This is a genomic window from Serratia rubidaea (genome assembly GCF_016026735.1).
Taxonomy (GTDB): domain Bacteria; phylum Pseudomonadota; class Gammaproteobacteria; order Enterobacterales; family Enterobacteriaceae; genus Serratia_B; species Serratia_B rubidaea.
Window position 1 is genome coordinate 1,106,458 of sequence record NZ_CP065640.1, and the last position, 23,913, is coordinate 1,130,370.

General features: G+C 52.2%; 42 protein-coding genes. 1 reads left to right on the forward strand and 41 read right to left on the reverse strand.

The window, feature by feature from the left end; all coding sequences use genetic code 11:
* Positions 1–14 precede the first annotated feature (14 nt).
* The 39 genes from rplQ to fkpA form a co-directional block, all read right to left on the reverse strand.
* A complete protein-coding gene (rplQ, locus tag I6G83_RS05075) occupies positions 15–404 on the reverse strand; it encodes a 50S ribosomal protein L17 (RefSeq protein ID WP_015962133.1) in 390 nt (129 codons plus the stop codon).
* A gap of 40 nt (positions 405–444) precedes the next feature.
* Positions 445–1,434, reverse strand: coding sequence for a DNA-directed RNA polymerase subunit alpha (locus I6G83_RS05080; RefSeq protein WP_002919219.1), 990 nt, complete (start codon positions 1,432–1,434; stop codon positions 445–447).
* 25 nt (positions 1,435–1,459) lie between these two features.
* Positions 1,460–2,080 carry a 30S ribosomal protein S4 gene (gene rpsD, locus I6G83_RS05085; RefSeq protein WP_015962134.1) on the reverse strand — a complete coding sequence of 207 codons (621 nt, stop codon included), beginning with the start codon at positions 2,078–2,080 and terminating at the stop codon, positions 1,460–1,462.
* Positions 2,081–2,110: 30 nt separating this feature from the next.
* Positions 2,111–2,500 carry a 30S ribosomal protein S11 gene (rpsK, locus tag I6G83_RS05090; RefSeq protein WP_004929731.1) on the reverse strand — a complete coding sequence of 130 codons (390 nt, stop codon included), beginning with the start codon at positions 2,498–2,500 and terminating at the stop codon, positions 2,111–2,113.
* Positions 2,501–2,516: 16 nt separating this feature from the next.
* Positions 2,517–2,873 carry a 30S ribosomal protein S13 gene (gene rpsM / locus I6G83_RS05095; RefSeq protein ID WP_015962135.1) on the reverse strand — a complete coding sequence of 119 codons (357 nt, stop codon included), beginning with the start codon at positions 2,871–2,873 and terminating at the stop codon, positions 2,517–2,519.
* 146 nt (positions 2,874–3,019) lie between these two features.
* The gene (gene rpmJ, locus I6G83_RS05100; RefSeq protein WP_015962136.1) at positions 3,020–3,136 is read right to left on the reverse strand and encodes a 50S ribosomal protein L36; all 117 of its coding nucleotides are present in this window, start codon (positions 3,134–3,136) and stop codon (positions 3,020–3,022) included.
* 34 nt (positions 3,137–3,170) lie between these two features.
* Positions 3,171–4,502, reverse strand: a complete 1,332-nt coding sequence (gene secY, locus I6G83_RS05105; protein WP_015962137.1) for a preprotein translocase subunit SecY — start codon at positions 4,500–4,502, stop codon at positions 3,171–3,173.
* 8 nt (positions 4,503–4,510) lie between these two features.
* A complete protein-coding gene (gene rplO / locus I6G83_RS05110) occupies positions 4,511–4,945 on the reverse strand; it encodes a 50S ribosomal protein L15 (protein WP_015962138.1) in 435 nt (144 codons plus the stop codon).
* A gap of 3 nt (positions 4,946–4,948) precedes the next feature.
* A complete protein-coding gene (gene rpmD, locus I6G83_RS05115; protein ID WP_013573701.1) occupies positions 4,949–5,128 on the reverse strand; it encodes a 50S ribosomal protein L30 in 180 nt (59 codons plus the stop codon).
* A 6-nt stretch (positions 5,129–5,134) separates the two neighbouring features.
* The gene (rpsE, locus tag I6G83_RS05120; RefSeq protein ID WP_015962139.1) at positions 5,135–5,635 is read right to left on the reverse strand and encodes a 30S ribosomal protein S5; all 501 of its coding nucleotides are present in this window, start codon (positions 5,633–5,635) and stop codon (positions 5,135–5,137) included.
* Positions 5,636–5,649: 14 nt separating this feature from the next.
* The gene (gene rplR / locus I6G83_RS05125; RefSeq protein ID WP_015962140.1) at positions 5,650–6,003 is read right to left on the reverse strand and encodes a 50S ribosomal protein L18; all 354 of its coding nucleotides are present in this window, start codon (positions 6,001–6,003) and stop codon (positions 5,650–5,652) included.
* 9 nt (positions 6,004–6,012) lie between these two features.
* Positions 6,013–6,546 (reverse strand): 50S ribosomal protein L6, encoded by a 534-nt coding sequence (gene rplF / locus I6G83_RS05130; RefSeq protein ID WP_015962141.1) that lies wholly within the window; start codon positions 6,544–6,546, stop codon positions 6,013–6,015.
* 14 nt (positions 6,547–6,560) lie between these two features.
* Positions 6,561–6,953, reverse strand: a complete 393-nt coding sequence (gene rpsH / locus I6G83_RS05135) for a 30S ribosomal protein S8 (RefSeq protein WP_004929753.1) — start codon at positions 6,951–6,953, stop codon at positions 6,561–6,563.
* Positions 6,954–6,986: 33 nt separating this feature from the next.
* The gene (rpsN, locus tag I6G83_RS05140) at positions 6,987–7,292 is read right to left on the reverse strand and encodes a 30S ribosomal protein S14 (RefSeq protein WP_004956173.1); all 306 of its coding nucleotides are present in this window, start codon (positions 7,290–7,292) and stop codon (positions 6,987–6,989) included.
* Between the two features lie 14 nt (positions 7,293–7,306).
* The gene (rplE, locus tag I6G83_RS05145; protein ID WP_004956175.1) at positions 7,307–7,846 is read right to left on the reverse strand and encodes a 50S ribosomal protein L5; all 540 of its coding nucleotides are present in this window, start codon (positions 7,844–7,846) and stop codon (positions 7,307–7,309) included.
* A gap of 14 nt (positions 7,847–7,860) precedes the next feature.
* Positions 7,861–8,175 (reverse strand): 50S ribosomal protein L24, encoded by a 315-nt coding sequence (gene rplX, locus I6G83_RS05150; RefSeq protein WP_015962142.1) that lies wholly within the window; start codon positions 8,173–8,175, stop codon positions 7,861–7,863.
* Positions 8,176–8,185: 10 nt separating this feature from the next.
* Positions 8,186–8,557 carry a 50S ribosomal protein L14 gene (gene rplN, locus I6G83_RS05155; protein ID WP_000613954.1) on the reverse strand — a complete coding sequence of 124 codons (372 nt, stop codon included), beginning with the start codon at positions 8,555–8,557 and terminating at the stop codon, positions 8,186–8,188.
* A 170-nt stretch (positions 8,558–8,727) separates the two neighbouring features.
* On the reverse strand, positions 8,728–8,982 hold the full coding sequence (gene rpsQ, locus I6G83_RS05160) for a 30S ribosomal protein S17 (protein ID WP_015962143.1): 255 nt from the start codon (positions 8,980–8,982) through the stop codon (positions 8,728–8,730).
* Positions 8,982–9,173, reverse strand: coding sequence for a 50S ribosomal protein L29 (gene rpmC / locus I6G83_RS05165; protein WP_015962144.1), 192 nt, complete (start codon positions 9,171–9,173; stop codon positions 8,982–8,984). Before rpmC ends, rpsQ begins: the two co-directional genes overlap by 1 nt.
* Positions 9,173–9,583, reverse strand: coding sequence for a 50S ribosomal protein L16 (gene rplP / locus I6G83_RS05170; RefSeq protein ID WP_054307851.1), 411 nt, complete (start codon positions 9,581–9,583; stop codon positions 9,173–9,175). The genes rpmC and rplP overlap by 1 nt, the downstream gene beginning before the upstream one ends.
* A 12-nt stretch (positions 9,584–9,595) precedes the next feature.
* On the reverse strand, positions 9,596–10,294 hold the full coding sequence (rpsC, locus tag I6G83_RS05175) for a 30S ribosomal protein S3 (protein ID WP_004956187.1): 699 nt from the start codon (positions 10,292–10,294) through the stop codon (positions 9,596–9,598).
* A gap of 17 nt (positions 10,295–10,311) precedes the next feature.
* A complete protein-coding gene (gene rplV, locus I6G83_RS05180) occupies positions 10,312–10,644 on the reverse strand; it encodes a 50S ribosomal protein L22 (RefSeq protein WP_002223844.1) in 333 nt (110 codons plus the stop codon).
* 14 nt (positions 10,645–10,658) lie between these two features.
* Positions 10,659–10,937 (reverse strand): 30S ribosomal protein S19, encoded by a 279-nt coding sequence (rpsS, locus tag I6G83_RS05185; RefSeq protein WP_015962146.1) that lies wholly within the window; start codon positions 10,935–10,937, stop codon positions 10,659–10,661.
* A 14-nt stretch (positions 10,938–10,951) separates the two neighbouring features.
* The gene (gene rplB / locus I6G83_RS05190) at positions 10,952–11,776 is read right to left on the reverse strand and encodes a 50S ribosomal protein L2 (protein ID WP_015962147.1); all 825 of its coding nucleotides are present in this window, start codon (positions 11,774–11,776) and stop codon (positions 10,952–10,954) included.
* 18 nt (positions 11,777–11,794) lie between these two features.
* Positions 11,795–12,097, reverse strand: a complete 303-nt coding sequence (rplW, locus tag I6G83_RS05195; RefSeq protein WP_015962148.1) for a 50S ribosomal protein L23 — start codon at positions 12,095–12,097, stop codon at positions 11,795–11,797.
* The gene (gene rplD, locus I6G83_RS05200) at positions 12,094–12,699 is read right to left on the reverse strand and encodes a 50S ribosomal protein L4 (RefSeq protein ID WP_004956192.1); all 606 of its coding nucleotides are present in this window, start codon (positions 12,697–12,699) and stop codon (positions 12,094–12,096) included. The genes rplW and rplD overlap by 4 nt, the downstream gene beginning before the upstream one ends.
* Before the next feature lie 10 nt (positions 12,700–12,709).
* Entirely contained in the window at positions 12,710–13,339 is a 630-nt protein-coding gene (rplC, locus tag I6G83_RS05205) for a 50S ribosomal protein L3 (protein ID WP_015962149.1), read from the reverse strand.
* A gap of 32 nt (positions 13,340–13,371) precedes the next feature.
* The gene (gene rpsJ, locus I6G83_RS05210; protein WP_001181005.1) at positions 13,372–13,683 is read right to left on the reverse strand and encodes a 30S ribosomal protein S10; all 312 of its coding nucleotides are present in this window, start codon (positions 13,681–13,683) and stop codon (positions 13,372–13,374) included.
* 353 nt (positions 13,684–14,036) lie between these two features.
* A complete protein-coding gene (bfr, locus tag I6G83_RS05215; RefSeq protein WP_015962150.1) occupies positions 14,037–14,516 on the reverse strand; it encodes a bacterioferritin in 480 nt (159 codons plus the stop codon).
* A gap of 74 nt (positions 14,517–14,590) precedes the next feature.
* A complete protein-coding gene (gene bfd, locus I6G83_RS05220; protein ID WP_054307850.1) occupies positions 14,591–14,785 on the reverse strand; it encodes a bacterioferritin-associated ferredoxin in 195 nt (64 codons plus the stop codon).
* A 131-nt stretch (positions 14,786–14,916) separates the two neighbouring features.
* A complete protein-coding gene (gene tuf, locus I6G83_RS05225; RefSeq protein ID WP_015344220.1) occupies positions 14,917–16,101 on the reverse strand; it encodes an elongation factor Tu in 1,185 nt (394 codons plus the stop codon).
* Positions 16,102–16,171: 70 nt separating this feature from the next.
* Entirely contained in the window at positions 16,172–18,286 is a 2,115-nt protein-coding gene (gene fusA, locus I6G83_RS05230; protein ID WP_054307779.1) for an elongation factor G, read from the reverse strand.
* A 97-nt stretch (positions 18,287–18,383) separates the two neighbouring features.
* Positions 18,384–18,854, reverse strand: coding sequence for a 30S ribosomal protein S7 (gene rpsG, locus I6G83_RS05235; protein WP_004956203.1), 471 nt, complete (start codon positions 18,852–18,854; stop codon positions 18,384–18,386).
* Between the two features lie 96 nt (positions 18,855–18,950).
* Positions 18,951–19,325 carry a 30S ribosomal protein S12 gene (rpsL, locus tag I6G83_RS05240; protein ID WP_004930426.1) on the reverse strand — a complete coding sequence of 125 codons (375 nt, stop codon included), beginning with the start codon at positions 19,323–19,325 and terminating at the stop codon, positions 18,951–18,953.
* A gap of 143 nt (positions 19,326–19,468) precedes the next feature.
* Complete coding sequence (gene tusB / locus I6G83_RS05245) at positions 19,469–19,753, reverse strand: sulfurtransferase complex subunit TusB (protein ID WP_015962153.1); 285 nt, start codon at positions 19,751–19,753, stop codon at positions 19,469–19,471.
* Positions 19,754–19,763: 10 nt separating this feature from the next.
* A complete protein-coding gene (gene tusC, locus I6G83_RS05250) occupies positions 19,764–20,129 on the reverse strand; it encodes a sulfurtransferase complex subunit TusC (protein ID WP_102024989.1) in 366 nt (121 codons plus the stop codon).
* Positions 20,130–20,132: 3 nt separating this feature from the next.
* Positions 20,133–20,525 carry a sulfurtransferase complex subunit TusD gene (gene tusD / locus I6G83_RS05255; protein ID WP_099050011.1) on the reverse strand — a complete coding sequence of 131 codons (393 nt, stop codon included), beginning with the start codon at positions 20,523–20,525 and terminating at the stop codon, positions 20,133–20,135.
* The gene (locus I6G83_RS05260) at positions 20,522–21,244 is read right to left on the reverse strand and encodes a helix-turn-helix transcriptional regulator (protein ID WP_015962156.1); all 723 of its coding nucleotides are present in this window, start codon (positions 21,242–21,244) and stop codon (positions 20,522–20,524) included. Before I6G83_RS05260 ends, tusD begins: the two co-directional genes overlap by 4 nt.
* A gap of 313 nt (positions 21,245–21,557) precedes the next feature.
* Complete coding sequence (gene fkpA, locus I6G83_RS05265) at positions 21,558–22,379, reverse strand: FKBP-type peptidyl-prolyl cis-trans isomerase (protein ID WP_015962157.1); 822 nt, start codon at positions 22,377–22,379, stop codon at positions 21,558–21,560.
* Between the two features lie 326 nt (positions 22,380–22,705).
* On the opposite strand from fkpA, the gene I6G83_RS05270 reads away from it, so the two are divergent.
* Complete coding sequence (locus I6G83_RS05270; RefSeq protein WP_015962158.1) at positions 22,706–22,933, forward strand: SlyX family protein; 228 nt, start codon at positions 22,706–22,708, stop codon at positions 22,931–22,933.
* A gap of 66 nt (positions 22,934–22,999) precedes the next feature.
* Here I6G83_RS05270 and slyD read toward each other — a convergent pair whose 3' ends face one another.
* Both slyD and I6G83_RS05280 read right to left on the reverse strand, forming a co-directional pair.
* Positions 23,000–23,584 (reverse strand): peptidylprolyl isomerase, encoded by a 585-nt coding sequence (slyD, locus tag I6G83_RS05275; RefSeq protein WP_054307781.1) that lies wholly within the window; start codon positions 23,582–23,584, stop codon positions 23,000–23,002.
* 125 nt (positions 23,585–23,709) lie between these two features.
* A complete protein-coding gene (locus I6G83_RS05280; RefSeq protein WP_015962160.1) occupies positions 23,710–23,913 on the reverse strand; it encodes a YheV family putative zinc ribbon protein in 204 nt (67 codons plus the stop codon).

Sequence of the window (23,913 nt, forward strand, 5' to 3'; positions counted from 1 at the left end):
TACGCTTCTACAGATTACTCTGCAGTTGCTGCTTCTGCTTGAGACTCAGCACGATCAACCAGCTCGATGTATGCCATCGGCGCGTTGTCGCCTGCGCGGAAGCCACACTTCAGAATGCGAGTGTAACCACCGGCACGGCTCGCGAAACGCGGGCCCAGCTCGTTAAACAGTTTTGCCACGATCTCGTTATCACGAGTACGGGCGAATGCCAGACGACGATTAGCTACGCTGTCGGTCTTGGCAAGAGTAATCAGCGGCTCAACAACGCGACGCAGCTCTTTCGCTTTTGGCAGGGTCGTCTTGATGATTTCATGACGAACCAAAGAGCCGGCCATGTTACGGAACATAGCCTGGCGATGGCTGCTGTTACGGTTCAGTTGACGACCACTCTTACGATGGCGCATGACCTTATCCTTCTCAGTAAAACCTTAACCTGTGATCCGGTTACTCGTCAGCAATGCTTGCCGGCGGCCAGTTTTCCAGGCGCATGCCCAGAGACAGACCACGTGAGGCCAGCACGTCTTTAATCTCGGTAAGAGATTTTTTACCCAGGTTCGGCGTTTTCAGCAACTCAACCTCGGTACGCTGTACCAGATCACCGATGTAGTGGATAGCTTCTGCCTTGAGGCAGTTAGCAGAGCGGACAGTCAATTCCAGATCGTCAACAGGGCGCAGCAGGATCGGATCGAATTCTGGTTTCTCTTCTTTCACTTCCGGCTGACGTACATCACGTAAGTCAACGAAAGCTTCCAGTTGTTCTGCCAGAATGGTTGCCGCACGGCGGATCGCCTCTTCAGGATCGATCGTGCCATTGGTTTCCATTTCGATGACCAGCTTGTCCAGGTCAGTACGCTGTTCTACACGCGCAGCTTCAACATTGTAGGCAATACGCTCTACAGGGCTGTAGCAGGCGTCAACCAACAGACGACCGATTGGGCGCTCATCTTCTTCCGAATGAATTCGGGCAGAAGCCGGCACATAACCACGACCACGCTGAACTTTGATACGCATGCTGATAGCAGCGTTTTCATCGGTCAGGTGGCAGATAACGTGCTGCGGCTTGACGATTTCGACATCACCATCATGGGTAATGTCGGCAGCGGTCACAGGGCCAATGCCAGATTTATTCAGGGTAAGAATAACTTCATCTTTGCCTTGAACTCTCACCGCCAGCCCTTTCAGGTTGAGCAGGATTTCCAGGATGTCTTCCTGTACGCCTTCTTTGGTGCTGTACTCATGCAGTACACCATCAATCTCAACCTCGGTCACCGCGCAACCCGGCATAGATGAAAGCAGAATACGGCGCAGTGCGTTGCCAAGAGTATGGCCAAAGCCACGCTCTAAAGGCTCAAGGGTCACCTTGGCGTGCGTCGAACTGACTTGCTCGATATCTACCAGGCGCGGTTTTAGAAACTCTGTCACAGAACCCTGCATTGTGTCCTCTCTTTGGTACTAAGCTTTACTTGGAGTAAAGCTCGACGATCAGGTGTTCGTTAATGTCCGCAGACAGATCGGTACGTTCAGGCATACGCTTGAACACGCCTTCCATCTTGGCAGCATCAACTTCCAGCCAAGTCGGCTTTTCACGCTGCTCAGCCAGCTCCAAAGCGGCCTTAACACGAGACTGCTTTTTCGCTTTCTCGCGGATGCTGACTACGTCATTCGGAGATACCTGATAAGAAGCGATGTTAACAACGCGACCATTTACCATGATAGCTTTGTGGCTAACCAGCTGACGTGCTTCTGCACGCGTGGCGCCGAAGCCCATGCGGTAAACGACGTTGTCCAGACGACCTTCCAGCAGTTGCAACAGGTTTTCACCGGTGTTGCCTTTCAGACGTGCTGCTTCTTTGTAATAGTTGCGGAATTGACGCTCCAGCACACCGTAGATACGGCGAACTTTCTGCTTCTCACGCAACTGCACACCGTAATCAGACAGACGCGGTTTACGCGCACCGTGCTGACCAGGCGGTTGTTCAATTTTGCATTTTGAATCGATCGCGCGAACGCCAGACTTAAGGAACAGGTCTGTGCCCTCACGACGGCTCAGCTTGAGCTTAGGACCCAAATATCTTGCCATTTTCTTTCTCCAACAAACCTAAAAGCTGCGTTATACGCGGCGCTTTTTCGGCGGACGACAACCGTTATGAGGGATCGGAGTCACATCAGTAATGTTAGTGATGCGGAAACCAGCCGCGTTCAGAGCGCGGATAGTAGACTCACGACCAGGACCAGGTCCTTTAACCATAACTTCCAGGTTCTTGATACCGTATTCTTTTACTGCGTCTGCACAACGTTCAGCGGCAACCTGTGCTGCGAACGGAGTGGACTTACGAGAACCACGGAAACCGGAACCACCGGCAGTTGCCCAACCCAATGCATTACCCTGACGATCAGTGATGGTAACGATGGTGTTGTTGAAAGAAGCATGGATATGAGCCACGCCGTCAGAGACTTGCTTTCTTACACGCTTACGTGTACGAACAGGTGCCTTTGCCATTATTCAATCACCCCGATTATTTCTTGATCGGCTTACGCGGACCCTTACGGGTACGTGCGTTAGTCTTAGTACGCTGACCGCGAACTGGCAGACCACGACGATGACGCAAACCACGATAGCAACCAAGGTCCATCAGACGCTTGATGCTCAGGGTAACTTCACGGCGCAGATCACCTTCAACAGTGTATTTGGCGACAGCTTCACGCAGCTGTTCAATCTGCTCTTCAGACAGCTCACTGATCTTAACATGTTCAGCAATACCAGTCGCAGCACAGATAGCCTGTGAGCGGGTTTTGCCGATGCCGAAAATCGACGTTAAGGCGATTACGGTATGTTTATGATCAGGAATGTTAATGCCTGCTATACGGGCCACTATGCACTCCTACTTAGTTTTACAGCAACACCATTCTGAAAAGCCCGTTTTCAGGATACTCAAATAGTGTCACAGTTACATAAAAAAGATTGGCTGGCTAATCTAGCCAGCTCAACCCAACTTTGCAAGAAAAATATGCGAGATAATCAGCCTTGACGCTGTTTATGCTTCGGCTCGACGCTGCAAATCACGCGGATAACACCGTTACGCTTAACGATTTTGCAGTTACGACATAATTTCTTGACGGAAGCACGAACTTTCATTTTTACTCTCCGTAACTTCTCAAACAAAACCCGACTAGCGGTTATAGCCTTTCAGGTTTGCTTTCTTCAATGCAGACTCGTACTGACTTGACATCATCAGAGTTTGCACTTGAGCCATAAAGTCCATGATGACGACAACCACGATCAGTAGCGAGGTACCACCAAAGTAGAATGGTACTTTCATTGCATCACGCATGAACTCCGGGATCAGGCAGATGAAAGTAATGTACATCGCGCCCACCAGGGTTAAACGCGTCATTACTTTATCGATGTACTTCGCCGTTTGTTCTCCCGGACGAATTCCTGGTACGAAGGCACCGGACTTCTTCAGGTTATCTGCTGTTTCACGCGGGTTGAAAACCAACGCCGTGTAGAAGAAACAGAAGAAGATGATTGCAGACGCATAGAGTAACACATAAAGCGGCTGTCCAGGCTGCAAATACATCGAAATTGTTGTCAGCCAGTTCCAACCGGTACCTCCCCCAAACCAGGATGCTATCGTGGCCGGGAACAGGATAATGCTGGAAGCGAAGATCGCCGGGATAACGCCCGCCATGTTCACTTTCAACGGTAAGTGCGTACTCTGTGCTGCATAAACGCGACGACCTTGTTGACGCTTCGCATAGTTAACGACGATACGACGTTGACCACGCTCCATGAAGACGACAAAGAAGGTCACTGCAAACACCAATACTGCTACCAGCAGCAACAGGAGGAAGTGCAGGTCGCCTTGCCGGGCTTGCTCGATAGTATGACCAATTGCCGGCGGTAAGCCCGCTACAATACCCGCGAAGATAATGATCGAGATACCGTTGCCGATACCGCGTTCAGTAATCTGTTCACCCAGCCACATCAGGAACATTGTCCCGGTCACCAGGCTCACAACCGCAGTAAAGTAGAACGCAAAGCCTGGATTAATCACCAGGCCTTGCATACCAGGCATATTCGGCAGACCGGTAGCAATACCGATCGACTGGAATATGGCCAATACCAGCGTGCCGTAGCGGGTATACTGGCTAATCTTGCGACGGCCAGCCTCCCCTTCTTTCTTTATTTCCGCCAACGCCGGATGAACCACCGTCAGCAGCTGGATAATGATCGAGGCCGAAATATACGGCATGATCCCCAGCGCAAAGATAGAAGCACGGCTGAGGGCACCACCAGAGAACATGTTAAACATTTCAATGATAGTGCCTCTCTGCTGTTCGAGCAATTTGGCAAGCACAGTGGCATCGATACCAGGAATCGGAATGAAAGAGCCGATACGGAAGACAATCAGCGCGCCGATAACAAACAAAAGTCTGCGCTTCAGCTCGCCGAGCCCACCTTTAGCACTTTGAAAATCTAATCCTGGTTGCTTAGCCATCAGCTCACTTATTCCTCAATTTTACCGCCAGCAGCTTCGATAGCAGCACGAGCGCCTTTGGTGACACGCAGACCACGCAGGGTAACCGGACGAGCGATTTCGCCAGAAAGCATAACTTTCACGAATTCGATCTGGGTACCAACAACGTTAGCGGCTTTCAGCGTGTTCAGGTCGATAACATCGCCTTCAATCAGAGCCAGTTCAGACAGACGTACTTCTGCCGTGATCATCGCTTTGCGTGAAGTGAAGCCGAATTTCGGCAAACGACGGTACAGAGGCATCTGACCACCTTCGAAACCACGACGTACGCCACCGCCAGAACGAGACTTCTGACCTTTGTGACCACGGCCGCCGGTTTTACCCAGGCCAGAACCAATACCACGACCTACACGCTTCGGCGCATGCTTGGCACCTTCAGCCGGAGACAGAGTATTTAAACGCATCTGTTACTCCTCAACTTTAACCATGTAGGAAACCAGGTTGATCATACCGCGTACAGCAGGAGTATCCTCACGCTCAACGGTGTGACCAATGCGACGCAGACCCAGGCCCAGCAGCGTAGCTTTATGCTTCGGCAGACGGCCAATGGAACTGCGAGTTTGTGTAACTTTAATAGTCTTAGCCATGGTCAATTACCCCAGAATGTCTGCAACGGATTTACCACGCTTGGCAGCGACCATTTCAGGAGACTTCATATTTGCCAGAGCATCGATAGTTGCACGAACCACGTTGATCGGGTTGGTGGAACCATAAGCTTTAGCCAATACGTTGTGTACCCCTGCGACTTCCAGAACGGCGCGCATTGCACCACCGGCGATGATACCGGTACCTTCTGAAGCCGGCTGCATGAACACACGAGAACCCGTGTGAACACCTTTAACAGGGTGCTGCAGGGTGCCGCTGTTCAGCGCGACATTCATCATGTTGCGACGGGCTTTTTCCATCGCTTTCTGGATCGCTGCCGGAACTTCGCGTGCTTTGCCGTAGCCAAAACCAACGCGACCGTTACCATCACCAACGACAGTCAGTGCGGTAAAGCTGAAAATACGGCCACCTTTTACGGTTTTAGATACGCGGTTTACCGCGATCAGCTTTTCCTGCAGTTCGCCAGCTTGTTTTTCGATGTGAGCCATCTTAAACCTCTTCCTTAGAACTGAAGGCCAGCTTCACGGGCAGCATCTGCCAGTGCCTGGACTCGACCATGATATTGGAAACCGGAACGGTCAAAGGAAACATCTTTGATGCCTTTTTCCAACGCGCGCTCAGCGATAGCTTTACCTACTGCTGCTGCTGCGTCTTTGTTACCGGAATACTTCAGTTGCTCAGTGATAGCTTTTTCTACAGTAGAAGCGGCTACCAGAACTTCAGAACCATTTGCAGCAATTACCTGTGCGTAAATGTGACGCGGGGTACGATGTACCACCAGGCGAGTTGCACCCAGTTCTTTGAGCTTGCGGCGTGCGCGGGTCGCACGACGGATACGAGCAGATTTCTTATCCATAGTGTTACCTTACTTCTTCTTAGCCTCTTTGGTACGCACGACTTCGTCGGCGTAACGGACACCCTTGCCTTTGTAAGGCTCAGGACGACGGTAGGCACGCAGCTCTGCAGCAACCTGGCCAATAACCTGCTTATCAGCGCCTTTCAGCACGATTTCAGTTTGGCTTGGGCATTCAGCAGTAACACCTGCTGGCAGCTGATGGTCAACCGGGTGTGAGAAACCTAATGACAGGTTAATCACATTGCCTTTGACCGCTGCGCGATAACCAACACCTACCAGTTGAAGCTTCTTGGAGAAGCCTTCGGTAACACCGATAACCATTGCGTTCAGCAGAGCGCGCGTGGTGCCCGCCTGGGCCCAAGCGTTCGCGAAACCTTCGCGCGGAGCGAAAGTCAGTGCGTTTTCTTCTTGCTTAACGATAACGGCATCGTGGACTGTACGAGTCAGCTCGCCGTTTTTACCCTTAATCGAAATAACCTGACCGTTGAGTTTTACCTCTACGCCGGCAGGAATGACGACGGGTGCTTTTGCAACACGAGACATTCTTTCCTCCCGAATTAAGCTACGTAGCAGATAATCTCGCCACCCAGACCAGCCTGGCGAGCTGCACGATCGGTCATAACACCTTTAGAGGTAGAAACGACAGCGATACCCAAACCGGCCATAACTTTTGGCAGCTCATCTTTTTTCTTATAGATGCGCAGACCTGGACGGCTGATACGCTGAATGCTCTCTACCACAGCTTTGCCCTGGAAGTACTTCAGTACCAGTTCCAGAACAGGCTTGGCGTCGCCTTCGATTTTGAAATCTTCAATAAAACCTTCTTCCTTCAGCACGTTGGCAATTGCCACTTTCAGCTTGGAGGAAGGCATGGTGACCGCAACTTTGTTCGCGGCTTGACCGTTACGGATACGGGTCAGCATATCCGCGATCGGATCTTGCATGCTCATCTGTCTTTACTCCCGTGATTCAATTGGTGACAATTACCAGCTAGCCTTTTTCAAGCCTGGTACTTCACCGCGCATGGCGGCTTCACGCAGCTTAATACGGCTCAACCCGAATTTGCCCACATAACCATGTGGACGGCCAGTTTGGCGGCAGCGGTTACGCTGACGAGACGGGCTGGAATCACGCGGCAGAGTTTGCAGCTTGAGAACAGCGTTCCAACGATCTTCATCGGACGCGTTCACATCAGAGATGATAGCTTTCAGTTCAGCGCGTTTAGCAAAGAACTTGTCAGCTAATTTCACGCGCTTTACTTCGCGTGCTTTCATTGATTGCTTAGCCATAAGTTAACCCTGCCTTACTTGCGGAACGGGAAGTTAAAAGCAGCCAGCAGCGCGCGGCCTTCATCATCAGAGTTCGCAGTAGTGGTGATGGTAATATCCAGACCACGTACGCGATCGACTTTATCGTAGTCGATCTCTGGGAAGATGATTTGCTCACGCACACCCATGCTGTAGTTACCACGGCCATCGAATGACTTGGCGGACAGGCCACGGAAGTCACGGATACGTGGTACAGCAATGGAAATCAGACGCTCAAAGAACTCCCACATGCGTTCGCCACGCAGAGTTACTTTGCAGCCGATTGGATAGCCCTGACGGATTTTGAAGCCTGCAACAGATTTGCGAGCTTTGGTGATCAACGGCTTTTGGCCGGAGATTGCTGCCAGGTCAGCTGCTGCGTTGTCCAGCAGTTTCTTGTCAGCGATCGCTTCACCAACACCCATGTTCAGGGTGATCTTCTCGACCCGAGGGACTTGCATGACAGAATTGTAGTTAAACTGAGACATCAGTTGTTTAACTACCTCGTCTTTGTAGTAATCATGCAGTTTCGCCATCGTATTACTCCAAATTACTTGATAGTTTCGCTGTTAGACTTGAAGAAACGGACTTTTTTGCCGTCTTCGAATCTAAAGCCTACACGGTCAGCCTTGCCGGTTGCCGCGTTGAAGATAGCAACGTTAGAAACCTGAATTGCAGCTTCTTTTTCAACGATGCCGCCTGGTTGGTTCAGAGCCGGAACCGGCTTCTGGTGTTTCTTAACCAGGTTGATACCTTCAACAATGACCTTACCAGCAGACAGGACATTTTTTACTTTACCGCGTTTACCTTTGTCTTTCCCGGTAAGCACGATAACTTCGTCATCACGACGGATTTTCGCTGCCATGGTTCGCTCCTTAGAGTACTTCTGGTGCCAGAGAGATAATTTTCATGAACTTCTCATTACGCAGTTCACGAGTTACCGGCCCAAAAATACGCGTACCGATAGGTTGCTCGCTGTTATTGTTCAAAATAACGCATGCATTTCCATCGAAGCGAATGACAGAACCGTCCGGGCGACGTACACCCTTCTTGGTGCGCACCACTACCGCCTTCAGCACATCGCCTTTCTTCACCTTACCACGTGGAATTGCTTCCTTGATGGTAATCTTGATGATATCGCCGACGCCTGCGTAGCGACGGTGCGAGCCACCTAGAACCTTGATACACATTACGCGACGAGCACCGGAGTTATCGGCGACGTTCAGCATAGTCTGTTCTTGGATCATTTTAGTGCTCCGCTAATGTCAACTACTACTTTAAAGACCTAAGAAATTTAGGTCGTTGAAAAGCCCCATAACTGAGGGCGCAGCATTATAACACCGCTTCCTTAGGATGGGTAGAAAAAATAAACGGCTCATTTTCTGAGCCGTTTATCAAGTGAGAGCCAGCTACTCTATTACAGAATCGCTTTCTCTACAACGCGAACCAACGTCCAGGACTTAGTCTTAGACAGTGGACGGCATTCGCGGATTTCCACCACGTCGCCAGCGCCACATTCGTTGTTCTCGTCATGTACGTGCAATTTAGTCGTACGCTTGATGAATTTCCCGTAGATCGGGTGCTTCACGAAACGTTCGATAGCAACAACGATGGATTTCTCCATTTTATCGCTAACAACACGACCCTGCAGAGTACGGATTTTATCGGTCATTACGCACCCGCCTTCTCAGTCAGTAAAGTCTTAACGCGTGCGACATCACGGCGCACTTGTTTCAACAGGTGAGTTTGTTGCAGCTGGCCACTCGCCGCTTGCATGCGCAAGTTGAATTGCTCACGCAGCAGGTTGAGCAGCTCAGTGTTCAGCTCTTCAACGCTTTTTTCACGCAGCTCTTGTGCTTTCATTACATCACCGTCTTGGTTACAAAGGTGGTTTTGATCGGCAGTTTCGCTGCTGCCAGCTTGAATGCCTCACGGGCCAGCTCTTCAGACACACCGTCCATTTCGTACAGGACTTTACCAGGCTGGATCAGAGCAACCCAGTACTCCACGTTACCCTTAACTTTACCCATACGAACTTCCAGCGGCTTCTCGGTAATTGGTTTGTCCGGGAATACACGGATCCAGATTTTACCTTGACGCTTAACTGCACGAGTCATTGCACGACGTGCTGCTTCGATTTGACGAGCAGTCAGACGGCCACGGCCAACAGCTTTCAGACCGAAAGTGCCGAAGCTAACATCCGTACCTTGCGCCAGACCACGGTTGCGGCCCTTGTGCACCTTACGGAATTTTGTACGCTTTGGTTGTAACATCAGCGACTCTCCTTACTTGCGGCCTTTACGCTGCTGCTTTTTAGGTTGAGCAGCCGGTTCCGGTTGTTCAACTGCAGCCATACCACCCAGGATCTCACCTTTGAAGATCCATACCTTAACGCCGATTACACCATAAGTGGTGTGCGCTTCAGACGTGTTGTAGTCGATGTCCGCACGCAGAGTGTGCAATGGAACACGACCTTCGCGGTACCATTCGGTACGTGCGATTTCAGCACCGCCAAGACGGCCGCTTACTTCAACTTTGATGCCTTTAGCGCCCAGACGCATTGCGTTCTGTACAGCACGCTTCATAGCACGACGGAACATGACGCGACGTTCCAGCTGTGAAGTGATGCTGTCAGCAACCAATTTAGCGTCCAGTTCCGGTTTACGGACTTCGGCGATGTTGATCTGTGCAGGAACGCCAGCGATGTCCGCTACGACCTTGCGCAGTTTTTCTACGTCTTCACCTTTTTTACCGATAACGATACCCGGGCGAGCAGTGTGAATGGTTACACGGATGCTCTTGGCCGGACGCTCGATAACGATACGAGATACGGACGCTTTAGCCAGTTCCTTAGTCAGGAATTGACGAACTTTAAAGTCGCTGTCCAGGTTGTCAGCGAATTCTTTGGTATTCGCATACCAGGTAGAGTTCCAAGGTTTGACAATACCCAGGCGAATACCATTAGGATGTACTTTCTGACCCATTGCTAGTCTCCAGAGTCTCAGCGATCGGACACAACCACAGTAATGTGGCTGGTGCGCTTCAGGATGCGATCTGCACGACCTTTCGCACGCGGCATAATGCGCTTCATGCTTGGGCCTTCGTCTACGAAGATTTTCGTAACTTTCAGATCATCGATGTCAGCGCCATCGTTGTGTTCTGCGTTAGCAATGGCAGACTCCAGTACTTTTTTAACCAGACCAGCAGCTTTCTTGTTGGTGTAGGTCAAAGTTTCCAGAGCTTGCGACACTTTCTTACCGCGGATCAGGTCAGCAACAAGGCGAACCTTCTGAGCAGAAGAACGAGCGTGGCGATGTTTAGCGATAGTTTCCATCTCTTCCTCCTACCTTAGCGCTTTTTAGCTTTTTTATCAGCCGCATGGCCGCGATAAGTACGAGTCGGCGCGAATTCACCCAGTTTGTGACCGACCATTTCATCGGAAACGAATACTGGTACGTGCTGACGACCATTATGGACAGCGATGGTCAAACCGATCATGTTAGGAAAGATCGTTGAACGACGGGACCAAGTGCGCACTGGCTTCTTGTCACCGCTTTCCACCGCTTTCTCTACCTTCTTCAGCAAGTGCAGGTCAATAAAAGGACCTTTCTTGAGAGAACGTGGCATGGCTTATCCTCTAATTATTTTTTGCTACGGCGACGTACGATGAATTTATCAGTACGCTTGTTGCTACGGGTCTTCTTACCTTTGGTCTGAACGCCCCACGGAGAAACCGGGTGCTTACCAAAGTTACGACCTTCACCACCACCGTGCGGGTGATCTACCGGGTTCATCGCCGTACCGCGAACGGTAGGACGAACACCACGCCAACGTGCAGCACCTGCTTTACCCAGGACGCGCAGCATGTGTTCTGAGTTACCGACTTCACCCAGGGTGGCGCGGCAATCTGCAGGAACTTTACGCATTTCGCCAGAGCGCAGACGCAGAGTTACGTAGGAACCATCACGAGCAACGATCTGAACGTAGGCACCGGCAGAACGCGCCATCTGGCCGCCTTTACCTGGTTTCATTTCTACGTTGTGAACCGTTGAACCAACTGGGATGTTGCGCATTGGCAGGGCGTTGCCCACTTTGATCGCAGCATCAACACCAGATTGGATCTGGTCACCAGCTTTCAGGCCTTTCGGCGCCAGGATGTAACGGCGTTCGCCGTCTTTGTACAGAACCAGCGCGATGTTCGCGGAACGGTTCGGATCGTACTCCAGACGCTCAACCACTGCAGACACGCCGTCTTTGTTGCGTTTGAAGTCAACCAGACGATAGTGTTGCTTGTGGCCACCACCGATATGACGGGTGGTGATACGGCCATTGTTGTTACGACCACCGCTTTTGCTCAGTTTTTCCAGCAGCGGGGCATAAGGTTTACCCTTGTGCAGCTCAGGGTTAACCACTTTAACAACGTGGCGACGACCCGGAGATGTAGGTTTACATTTAACAATTGCCATTGTTCTTACTCCTCCGACTTACTCTGCGCCGCTGATGAAGTCCAGATTCTGGCCTTCTTTCAGGGTGACGTAAGCTTTTTTCCAGTCGCTACGACGACCGATACGCTGACCGTGACGCTTCACTTTCCCTTTAACAACCAGGGTGCTCACGTCTTTGACTTCGACTTCAAACAGTTTCTGCACTGCAGCTTTGATTTCTGCTTTGGTCGCGTCTTTGGCAACTTTGAGTACGATGGTGTTTGATTTTTCCATCGCTGCAGATGCTTTCTCAGATACGTGCGGTGCACGCAGCACTTTCAGCAAACGTTCTTCACGGATCATGCCAGCATCTCCTCAACTTGCTTCACAGCATCAGCAGTCATAACCACTTTGTCGAAGGCGATCAGGCTAACTGGATCGATACCTGCTACATCGCGCACGTCAACCTTGTACAGGTTGCGGGCAGCCAGGAACAGATTCTCATCGACTTCGCCGGTTACAATCAGCACGTCTTCCAGGGCCATATCTTTCAGTTTCTGTGCCAGCAGCTTAGTTTTAGGCGCTTCAACAGAGAACTTTTCGACAACGATCAGACGATCTTGACGTACCAGTTCGGACAGGATGCTTTTCAGCGCGCCGCGGTACATCTTTTTGTTAACTTTCTGACTGTGGTCTTGTGGCTTCGCAGCGAAGGTCACACCACCGGAACGCCAGATCGGGCTCTTAACAGAACCTGAACGCGCACGGCCAGTACCTTTCTGGCGCCACGGTTTCTTACCGGAACCGGTCACTTCAGCACGGGTCTTCTGAGCACGAGTACCTTGACGGGCACCTGCTGCATAAGCAACAACAACCTGGTGTACCAGCGCTTCGTTGAAATCACGACCGAAGGTAGTTTCGGAAACAGTCAGCGCGCTTTGCGCGTCTTTCAATACTAATTCCATTGCTATCCCCTTACGCCTTCACAGCTGGTTTAACGATCAGGTTGCCACCGGTTGCACCCGGAACAGCACCTTTTACCAGCAGCAGGTTGCGCTCAGCGTCAACACGTACTACGTCCAGGCTCTGAACGGTTACGCGTTCGTCACCCAGGTGGCCTGCCATTTTCTTGCCTTTGAACACTTTGCCCGGAGTCTGGTTCTGACCGATAGAACCCGGAACGCGGTGAGACAAGGAGTTGCCGTGGGTAGCGTCTTGGGTACGGAAATTCCAGCGCTTAACAGTGCCAGCAAAACCTTTACCTTTAGAAGTACCGGTTACGTCAACTTTTTTAACGTCAGCGAAGATTTCTACGCTAATTTCCTGACCTGCAGTGTATTCCTGACCTTCTTCCAGGCGGAATTCCCACAGACCACGGCCAGCTTCAACGCCAGCTTTAGCGAAATGGCCAGCTTCAGGCTTGGTCACGCGGTTCGCTTTTTTGCTACCGGTGGTGACCTGAATGGCACTGTATCCGTCGTTATCCAGGCTCTTAACCTGAGTTACGCGGTTCGCTTCAATTTCGATTACGGTTACTGGGATGGAAACGCCTTCTTCAGTGAAGATGCGAGTCATGCCCACTTTTTTACCGACTAAACCAATCATTGTTTCAACCTCTCAATCGCTCAATGACCTGATTAACCCAGGCTGATCTGCACGTCTACACCGGCAGCCAGATCCAGACGCATCAGAGCATCAACGGTTTTCTCGGTTGGCTCAACGATGTCAACCAGACGCTTGTGAGTACGGATTTCGTACTGATCGCGCGCGTCTTTGTTGACGTGCGGAGAGATCAGAACGGTAAAACGCTCTTTGCGGGTCGGCAGCGGGATCGGACCACGGACTTGCGCACCAGTGCGCTTAGCAGTCTCGACGATTTCCGCGGTTGATTGATCGATCAGACGATGATCAAACGCTTTCAGGCGGATACGGATTCTTTGGTTCTGCATGAGACCAGAGCTCCAATTATTTTATAAACGTAAATAATTACTCCTCACACCCATTTCGATTGATGGGGGAGTGTAATCGTCAACATATAACTCCCATATCGGGAGTATTGTTCGAAAGGCACAAATGGCTGCCGATCGACTGATTCGCTAAAATCAGGCTACCAAGATTAGGTAAGCCCGCGCATTATACGCAAAATGAGCGTCAAAGCAAGGCGCAGATGAAAATATGCGCAGAATATCGGCGTTTTCGTGACATGGATGGGGATTGATGCGGATGGAAACAAAACGGCGGGCGCTACCTGCCCTGCCGGCAACCAGGCTGCCGGCGGTTCAGTGGCAGGCGACGGGTTACGTCACTCTTTACGCTCCAGCACCTGGGCCTGTGCGTAATTTTGAATACCCAGCCGCTGGATAAGGTCCAGCTCGGTTTCCAGCCAGTCGATATGCTCTTCTTCATCCGCCAGAATCTCAATCATCAGATCGCGGCTGACATAGTCATGGATGGAGTCGGCGTAGGCGATGCCTTCACGCAAGTTCTTGGCGCCATCCAGCTCCAGCGCCAGATCCGAGCGCAGCATCTCCTCAATATCTTCACCGATATTCAGTTTGCCGAGATCTTGTAAATTCGGGATGCCTTCCAGAAACAAAATACGCTCGATATAGCGATCGGCGTGCTTCATTTCATCGATGGACTCGTGATATTCCTTGTCGTTGAGGCGCATTAAGCCCCAATTCTTGAACATGCGGGCGTGTAGGAAGTATTGATTGATGGCAACCAACTCGTTGCCGAGCAGTTTGTTGAGATGCGCAATGATCTTTTTATCGCCTTTCATAAGGTATTCCTCCTGACCAGTTCTAAAAGTGTAGAACCTGTGCGTCAAGAGTCAAAAAATGACCTTACCTTCTGTTAGGCAACTTCATGCATATGAATAATGGCTGCGCGTTCCTCCACCATAATCTGACGTGCCTGGCGAATGCATTTCCCGCAGTCACTACCAATCGGCACCAGGTCTCGCAGCTGCTTCATGGTATGGGGGCTGTGCTGACGCACCGCTTTACGAATTGCTTTGTCAGTCACGGCATTACACAGGCATACGTACATAGGAGACTCACTTCTTAACCTTTGAGTAAGTCTAAATAAGAATGCTTTTTATTTCAATTAAGATTTGCACAATTTGTATAAAAAAAGGGCACCGAAGTGCCCTCTTTATTGTGTTGATAAATTATCAGCGATTAAGCGATAACTTTAGCAACAACACCCGCGCCTACGGTACGGCCGCCTTCACGGATTGCGAAACGCAGACCGTCGTCCATTGCGATTGGGTGAATCAGAGTAACTTTCATGTTCACGTTGTCGCCTGGCATTACCATCTCTACGCCTTCTGGCAGTTCGATGGTACCGGTCACGTCAGTTGTACGGAAGTAGAACTGTGGACGGTAGCCTTTGAAGAACGGAGTATGACGGCCGCCTTCGTCTTTGGACAGAATGTACACTTCAGATTCGAACTGGGTGTGCGGCTTGATTGAACCTGGCTTCGCCAGTACCTGACCACGTTCGATTTCTTCACGCTTGATACCACGCAGCAGAACACCTACGTTCTCACCAGCACGGCCTTCGTCCAGCAGTTTGCGGAACATTTCTACGCCAGTACAGGTAGACTTAACGGTGTCTTTGATACCTACGATTTCTACTTCTTCACCAACTTTGATGATACCGCGCTCTACACGACCGGTAACAACGGTACCACGACCGGAGATGGAGAATACGTCTTCGATTGGCAGCAGGAACGGCTTGTCTACAGCACGCTCTGGCTCTGGGATGTAGCTGTCCAGCGCTTCTGCCAGCTCAACGATTTTCGCTTCCCACTCGGCTTCGCCTTCCAGCGCTTTCAGCGCGGAACCACGGATTACCGGCAGGTCGTCGCCTGGGAAGTCGTAAGCAGACAGCAGTTCGCGAACTTCCATCTCTACCAGTTCCAGCAGCTCTTCATCATCTACCATGTCGCATTTGTTCATGAATACGATGATGTAAGGTACGCCTACCTGGCGGCCCAGCAGGATGTGCTCACGGGTCTGAGGCATTGGGCCGTCAGTCGCTGCTACTACCAGGATTGCGCCGTCCATCTGCGCTGCACCGGTGATCATGTTTTTCACGTAGTCGGCGTGCCCTGGGCAGTCAACGTGCGCGTAGTGACGAGTCGGGGTGTCATACTCAACGTGAGAAGTGTTGATGGTGATACCACGAGCTTTTTCTTCTGGCGCGTTATCGATCTGGTCGAATGCGCGAGCAGCACCGCCGTAGGTTTTAGCCAGTACGGTAGTGATTGCTGCAGTCAGGGTAGTTTTACCGTGGTCAACGTGGCCGATAGTACCAACGTTAACGTGCGGTTTTGTACGTTCAAATTTTTCTTTAGACACGGCTATATTCCTTACTATAGCGCTCTCCCCATAAGGAGAGAGCACGGGACTTTGGTTTTAACCCTAAGGCTTATTTACCACGGGCTTCAATAACGGCCTGAGCAACGTTGTTCGGCGCATCATCATACTTCAGGAATTCCATGGTGTATGATGCACGACCTTTGGTCAGAGAACGCAGCTGAGTTGCATATCCGAACATTTCAGACAGCGGTACTTCAGCGTGGATCTTAACGCCAGTTACTTCAGATTCCTGACCGCGCAGCATACCACGACGACGGCTCAGGTCACCGATGACGTCACCAGTGTTCTCTTCTGGAGTTTCCACTTCAACCTTCATGATAGGCTCAAGCAGAACTGGGTTCGCTTTCTTAAAGCCATCTTTAAAGGCAATGGAAGCGGCCAGTTTAAACGCCAGTTCAGAGGAGTCAACGTCGTGGTAAGAACCGAAGTGCAGACGCACGCCGAGATCTACTACTGGGTAACCAGCCAGCGGACCAGCTTTCAGCTGCTCCTGGATGCCTTTATCAACGGCAGGGATGTATTCGGTTGGAATTACACCACCCTTGATGTCGTTGATGAACTCGTAACCTTTCGGGTTAGAGCCTGGCTCCAGCGGGTACATGTCAAACACAACGTGACCGTACTGACCACGACCACCAGACTGCTTGGCGTGCTTACCTTCGATATCGGTAACTTTGGAGCGAATCGCTTCGCGATAAGCAACCTGTGGTTTACCGACGTTCGCTTCAACGTTGAACTCACGCTTCATACGGTCAACGATGATGTCGAGGTGCAGCTCGCCCATACCAGCGATGATGGTCTGGTTAGATTCTTCATCAGTCCATACGCGGAATGACGGGTCTTCTTTAGCCAGACGGCCCAGAGCCAGACCCATTTTTTCCTGGTCAGCTTTGGTTTTCGGTTCAACGGCGATGGAGATTACCGGCTCAGGGAATTCCATACGCTCCAGAATGATCGGCGCATCTGGATCACACAGGGTGTCACCCGTAGTTACGTCTTTCAGACCGATAGCCGCGGCGATGTCGCCCGCGCGAACTTCTTTGATCTCTTCACGTTTGTTGGCGTGCATCTGAACGATACGGCCGAAACGCTCACGTGCAGCTTTCACGGAGTTCAGCACGGTATCGCCGGAGTTAACCACACCGGAGTAAACGCGGAAGAAGGTCAGGTTACCTACGAACGGGTCGGTAGCGATTTTGAACGCCAGAGCAGCAAACGGCTCTTTGTCGTCAGCATGACGCTCAGCCGGCGTGTCTTTACCGTCGTCCAGAACACCGTTGATCGCAGGAACATCGACTGGGGATGGCAGGTAATCGATTACCGCATCCAGCATCGCCTGAACACCTTTGTTCTTAAATGCAGAACCACAGGTTACCAGGATGATTTCGTTGTTCAGCACGCGCTGACGCAGTGCAGACTTGATCTCTTCCTCGGTCAGCTCGTCGCCGCCCAGGTATTTTTCCATCAGCTCTTCAGAAGCTTCAGCTGCGGATTCGATCAGGTTCTGGTGCCATTCGTCAGCCAGTTCGACCATATCAGCAGGGATGTCTTCGTATTCGAAGGTTACGCCCGCGTCAGCGTCGTTCCAGTTGATGGCTTTCATTTTCACCAGGTCAACAACGCCGGTGAACGCTTCTTCAGCGCCGATCGCCAGCTGCAGTGGAACTGGAGTTGCGCCCAGACGGGTTTTGATCTGGTCAACAACTTTCAGGAAGTTCGCACCCATACGGTCCATTTTGTTAACGAACGCGATACGTGGAACTTTGTATTTGTTAGCCTGACGCCATACGGTTTCAGACTGTGGCTGAACACCACCAACAGCACAGTAAACCATCACTGCGCCATCCAACACACGCATGGAACGTTCTACTTCGATGGTGAAGTCAACGTGTCCCGGGGTGTCGATGATGTTTACGCGGTGCGGTTCATACTGCTTGGCCATACCAGACCAGAAAGCAGTTGTCGCTGCAGAAGTGATGGTAATACCACGCTCCTGCTCCTGTTCCATCCAGTCCATGGTGGCAGCGCCGTCATGAACTTCACCGAGTTTATGGTTTACACCGGTGTAGAACAGGATACGTTCGGTAGTGGTGGTTTTACCGGCGTCGATGTGTGCACTGATACCGATGTTGCGGTAGCGTGCAATAGGTGTTGTACGAGCCATTTGATTCCTCTATTGCCTTAGGCGTTCAAGTTCAGTTAACCCAAGCGGGTGAGCTTCTTGAAGCGCCCGCTTGGTTAGCATAACTACAGCGTGGTGATTACCAGCGGTAGTGCGCGAACGCCTTGTTGGCTTCGGCCATGCGGTGAACGTCTTCACGCTTCTTAACAGCAGAACCTTTGTTCTCTGCTGCGTCAGACAGTTCGTTCGCCAGGCGCAGAGCCATGGATTTATCACCGCGTTTACGAGCAGCATCAACGATCCAGCGCATTGCCAGAGCATTGCGACGAACCGGACGAACTTCAACTGGTACTTGGTAAGTAGAACCACCAACGCGGCGCGACTTAACTTCGACAGTCGGGCGAACGTTGTCCAGAGCTACTTCAAAAGCTTCCAGGTGATCTTTACCAGAACGCTGAGCCAGGGTCTCCAGCGCGGTATAGACGATTGCTTCTGCGGTAGATTTTTTACCGTCTACCATCAGGATATTTACAAATTTGGCCAGCAGCTCAGATCCGAACTTAGGATCTGGCAGAATTTTACGTTGGCCGATTACGCGACGACGTGGCATGGAAATACTCCGTTGTTAATTCAGGATTGTCCAAAACTCTACGAGTTTATTTTGACATTAAAGTTAAAACGTTTGGCCTTACTTAACGGAGAACCATTAAGCCTTTGGCTTCTTCACGCCGTACTTGGAACGAGCTTGCTTACGGTCTTTAACACCGGAGCAGTCAAGTGCGCCGCGAACGGTGTGGTAACGCACACCTGGCAAGTCTTTAACACGACCGCCGCGGATCAGGATCACGGAGTGCTCCTGCAGGTTGTGACCTTCACCACCGATGTAGGAAGTCACTTCGAAACCGTTGGTCAAACGCACACGGCATACTTTACGCAGTGCGGAGTTTGGTTTTTTCGGAGTGGTGGTATATACGCGGGTACATACACCACGTTTTTGCGGGCAGGCTTCCAGCGCTGGAACGTTGCTTTTAGCAGCCTTCACAGAGCGTGGTTTGCGAACCAGCTGGTTAATTGTTGCCATTAAAAAAGCTCCTGGTTTTTGCTTCGTACTAGCTTCGTAAACATGTGATAAATCCCCTCGTATGCACTATTGGCAAAGTACGAGGACGCAGAATTTTATTGCCGACCCGAAGAGGTGTCAAGAAATATACAGCATCGTCGTCATTACCAGGCCATTTGGCTGCGATGCACTGTGGTTAATTCAACGAAGTGATTATAGTCAATGACGGTGACTTTGTGCGAAATATGACCACTCAGTCCCCGCGCCTCCAGGTCATTGCGCAGCGCGTAAAGAGAGATGGGGGCGGCGAGCAGCAAATCAAGGTGGGCGCCGGCCAGCGCGGCCAGAACGCCGTCCTGCAGCAGCAGCAGCGCATCGCCGGGCGACGCCTGACGCAGCAGCGTCGGCAGGTCGCACTGCGCGGGAGAACGGCTCAGGGTAAACAGCATCGGGACATTCCTAAAAAGTCATCACCACGTCGAAGGCGGCCAGTTTTTGTCGCAGGGATTCGGGCGCCAGCACCTCGGCGTCCAGCACCCAGTTCTCAACCTGCGCCAGGCCGCGCGCCTGCAGCGACGCCTCGCACAGATAACATTGCTCAACGTCATACAGCGGCAAGACGCCGAAGGTCGCGATGTAGTTGCGCCCCAGCACCTTTTCCGGCTGCTGGCCCGGCAGCAGCTGCAGCACGCCGTCGCCGATAAAAAATACGCCCAGCTGCTCGCTCAGCGCCGACGTCGCGAGCAGAGCGTCAAGCCCTTCCCGCCCGGAGGCGTTGCCGTGCGGCGCCTGGGTAAAGACAAAGGCCACTCGTTTCATCGTCATCTCTTAAAACTGTACCATGCGGTCGCAGCTGAGTGCGGCTTCCGCCAGGGCGCCCAGCCCGCTGAGCGTAAAGCCGGGCTGCAGGTTCGCCGCCGCCAGTCCCTGCTCGCGCGCCTCATGTTCATCGGTCACGCCGCGGCGCAGCGCCGCCGCCACGCAGACGTTCAGCGTGACGTGATGCTGCTGCGCCAGCTCGCTCCAGGCGCGCACCAGATCAAACTCATCGCTGGCCGGCGCGCTCAGCCGGTTGGCGTTCAGCACCCCTTCCCGGTAGAAAAACACGCTGCTCAGCCGGTGCCCGGCCGCCAGCAGCGCCTCGGCGAACTGATAGGCGCTGCTGGCCTGCTGCGTACCGTAAGCCGGCCCGGTGACCAACAGGCAATAACTCAGCGTCACCGTTCATTACCCAGCAGATCGCCGCTTTTAAACTGGCGGATGTACAAATACACGGTGTGCTTGGAGATATTCAGCCGGTCAGCCACCTGATTGATGGCGTCCTTGATATCAAAAATCCCCTTCTCATACAGGTTCAGCACCACCTGCCGGTTCTTGGCGTTGTTGGAGACGTTACGGTCGGCGTTCACTTCTTCAATGGTGAACTCCAGCGTTTGCGCCACCAGATCGTCCACCGACGAGGCGAAGTTCACCGACGAGGCGATCTCCTGGGTTTCCGGCGGCATAAAGCTTTGCATCACCTGAGAGAACGGCACGTCGAGGTTCATATTGATGCACAGCAGGCCGATCACGCGCTGTTCGCGGTTGCGAATGGCGATGGTGACCGATTTCATCAGCACGCCGCTTTTGGCGCGGGTGAAATAGGCTTTGGAAACGCTGCTGTCGTCGCCGGCCATGTCGTGCAGCATACGCAGCGCCAGATCGGTTATCGGCGAGCCGATCTGCCGGCCGGTATGCTCACCGTTGGCAATGCGTACCGCAGAGCATTTCAAATCCTCCAGCGAATGCAGCACGATCTCACAGTGCGAGCCGATCAGCATCGCCAGACCATCGACCACCGCCTCATAAGACTTCAGGATTTCATAATCCGTCTGGTTAAACGGACGCTCATTGAGCAAATCAAGCTCGCCGGCTTCGCTGGATAAAAGCGAATTAGACATCGGAGATACCACCCTCATAAATCGCCTGTGCCAGGGGGCGCAGCTAAAACGGCTCGTGCAGGTCGAAAACAGTTTTAGATACACGCCCTAAAGGGGCAGACGCAGGACATAATTGTCTGAATCCGGTCCGGTCAGCGCGACCGAAACCAAATCCTTTCATTTTCACGTGGTATTGACGTTAAGCTCATGCCCGGCGGGCGTCAAGTGATCAGGGCGCGGAGGCAGAGAAAGTTGTGGCGCGATGAGAACGGATGACGGGGAAATAAACGAAAACCGCCGCGATGCAATCGCGGCGGTGGCGTACAGGGAGCGCTTATTTCGCTTTTGCTTTCGCGTCCGCAGCAGCAGGTTTTTCTGCCTTGGCGTCGGCTTTCGGCGTGGCTTTCACGTCCAGCAGCTCAACGTCGAACACCAGGGTGGAGTTGGCCGGGATGCCCGGAACGCCGGTTTTACCGTAAGCCAGCGCCGGTGGGATAACCAGCTTGATTTTACCGCCCTTCTTGATGTGCTTCAGGCCTTCGGTCCAGCCAGGGATCACACCGTCCAGACGGAATGACAGCGGCTCGCCGCGGGTGTAGGAGTTATCAAACTCTTTACCGTCAATCAGGGTGCCCTTGTAGTTCACCACCACGGTGTCGCTATCTTTCGGCGCATTGCCGGTACCTGGTTTCTCTACCTGGTACAGCAGGCCGGATTCCGTTTTCTTCACGCCTTTTTCTTTGGCGAAGGTGTCACGGTATTTCGCGCCTTTCTCTTCGTTCTCTTTCGCGTCCTGCTCCATCTTCGCCTGAGCGGAAGACTTCACGCGCGCTTCGAAGCCCTGCAGGGTTTTCTCAATATCCGCGTCATTCAGCTTGCTCTTGTTGGCGAAAGCGTCCTGAACGCCGGCGATCAACTGGTCTTTATCCAGTTTGATACCCAGTTTTTCTTGCTCTTTGAGAGAGTTGTCCATGTAACGGCCCAGGGACGCGCCCAGCGCGTAAGCCGCTTGTTCGTCATCGTTCTTGAATTTGCCGGTGCTTGGCGCAGCGGCGGCATCAGCAGGTTTTGCCGCATCGGCGGCCATAGCCTGAGTCGCATTCAGAGCAAAAGCCATGGTGGTTGCCAGAAGCGTGACTTTAAACAAAGATTTCATCCATTTCTCCAGTGTCTGAAGCGGTGCCCCAAACAATCATTAAGTAAGATAACCGGGCTACTATAGCGGGCTGCAAGAAAACAAGACAGTCGCACAGGTAACCAATCGAGTCAAAGTGTGACTTCGTATTCAAAGAGAAGTTTCCTCTCATTTTTACCCGCATGATAAATCAGACTTTTCTTGAGCCACTGCGGCGCCATGACATAAAACGGTTCCGCCATGTGTGCTTTTACACCCCGCCTCAGCTAAATAGCACAGCGCAAAACGCGCCGCAGCTGTTACCATAACGCCAGCAATCAAGATTTAACAGTGTCAGAGGTCACGCCATGCACAACGCCGGCAATGAAAGCCTGTTACAACGGCTGGAAGAGTTGGAAAGCCGCCAGGCTTTTCAGGAAGTCACCATCGAAGAGCTGAACCAGACGGTGGTCCAGCAGCAGCTGGAGCTGCTGAAAATGCGCGAGCATCTGCATCTGCTTACCGATAAACTGCGCGCCGCCCAGCCTTCCATGATTGCCTCGCAATCGGAAGAGACGCCGCCTCCCCACTACTGACCGCGGCGCCGCAGGAGCATAAAAAAAGGCCGCCGAAGCGACCTTTTCCTGCAGCGCGCTACGCGCTTAGTGGCAGCCGCAACCGCCGTTGCCGCAACCGCCTTTTTTGTCTTCAGCGTGGTCGTGACCATGATCGTGGCCGTGACCGCCGCAGCAGCCGTCGCCGTGTTCGTGGTGATGGTCGTGCTCGCCGTGTACGTGGCCGTGCGCCAGTTCTTCCGGCGTCGCTTCACGGATAGCCACGACTTCAACGTTGAAGTTCAGGTTCTGGCCCGCCAGCATGTGGTTACCGTCAACCACCACGTGATCGCCGTCCACTTCGGTGATTTCAACCGGAACCGGACCCTGATCGGTATCAGCCAGGAAACGCATGCCAACCTGCAGCTCGTCAACGCCCATGAAAACGTCTTTTGGTACGCGCTGCACCAGGTTTTCATCATAGTTGCCGTAGGCTTCGTTAGCGCCAACGTGAACGTCGAAACGATCGCCCACCGCGTGGCCTTCGAGCGCTTTTTCCAGACCTGCAATCAGAGAACCATGCCCGTGCAGATAGTCCAGCGGTGCACTCACCGGAGACTCATCAACCAAAACACCGTCTTCTGTACGTACTTGGTAAGCCAGGCTGACTACCGAGTCTTTTGCTACTTTCATGATATCTCCTACCGTTGGATACTTTCAGCTGCGCCAACCTGCGCCGGCAGCAACTCTAACGGGTAGATTGTAACGGAAATCTACTCCGCTGTACCCTCCAGCATAAAAAATCGCGGCAAACGGCGCTATTCCGGTTGGAAAATCCCGATAACCTGCTCTTGCGGACGCACGTGTTTTTCCACCTGTTGCTCCGTCTGGCGCTGATGATGGCCGCACTTCACGCACTCCACCACTTCAACCTGATCTTCGCGCCAGACGGCCAGCGTATCCATCGCATTACAGCTCGGGCAAACCGCACCGGCGATAAAACGCTTACGAGTTACAGACAT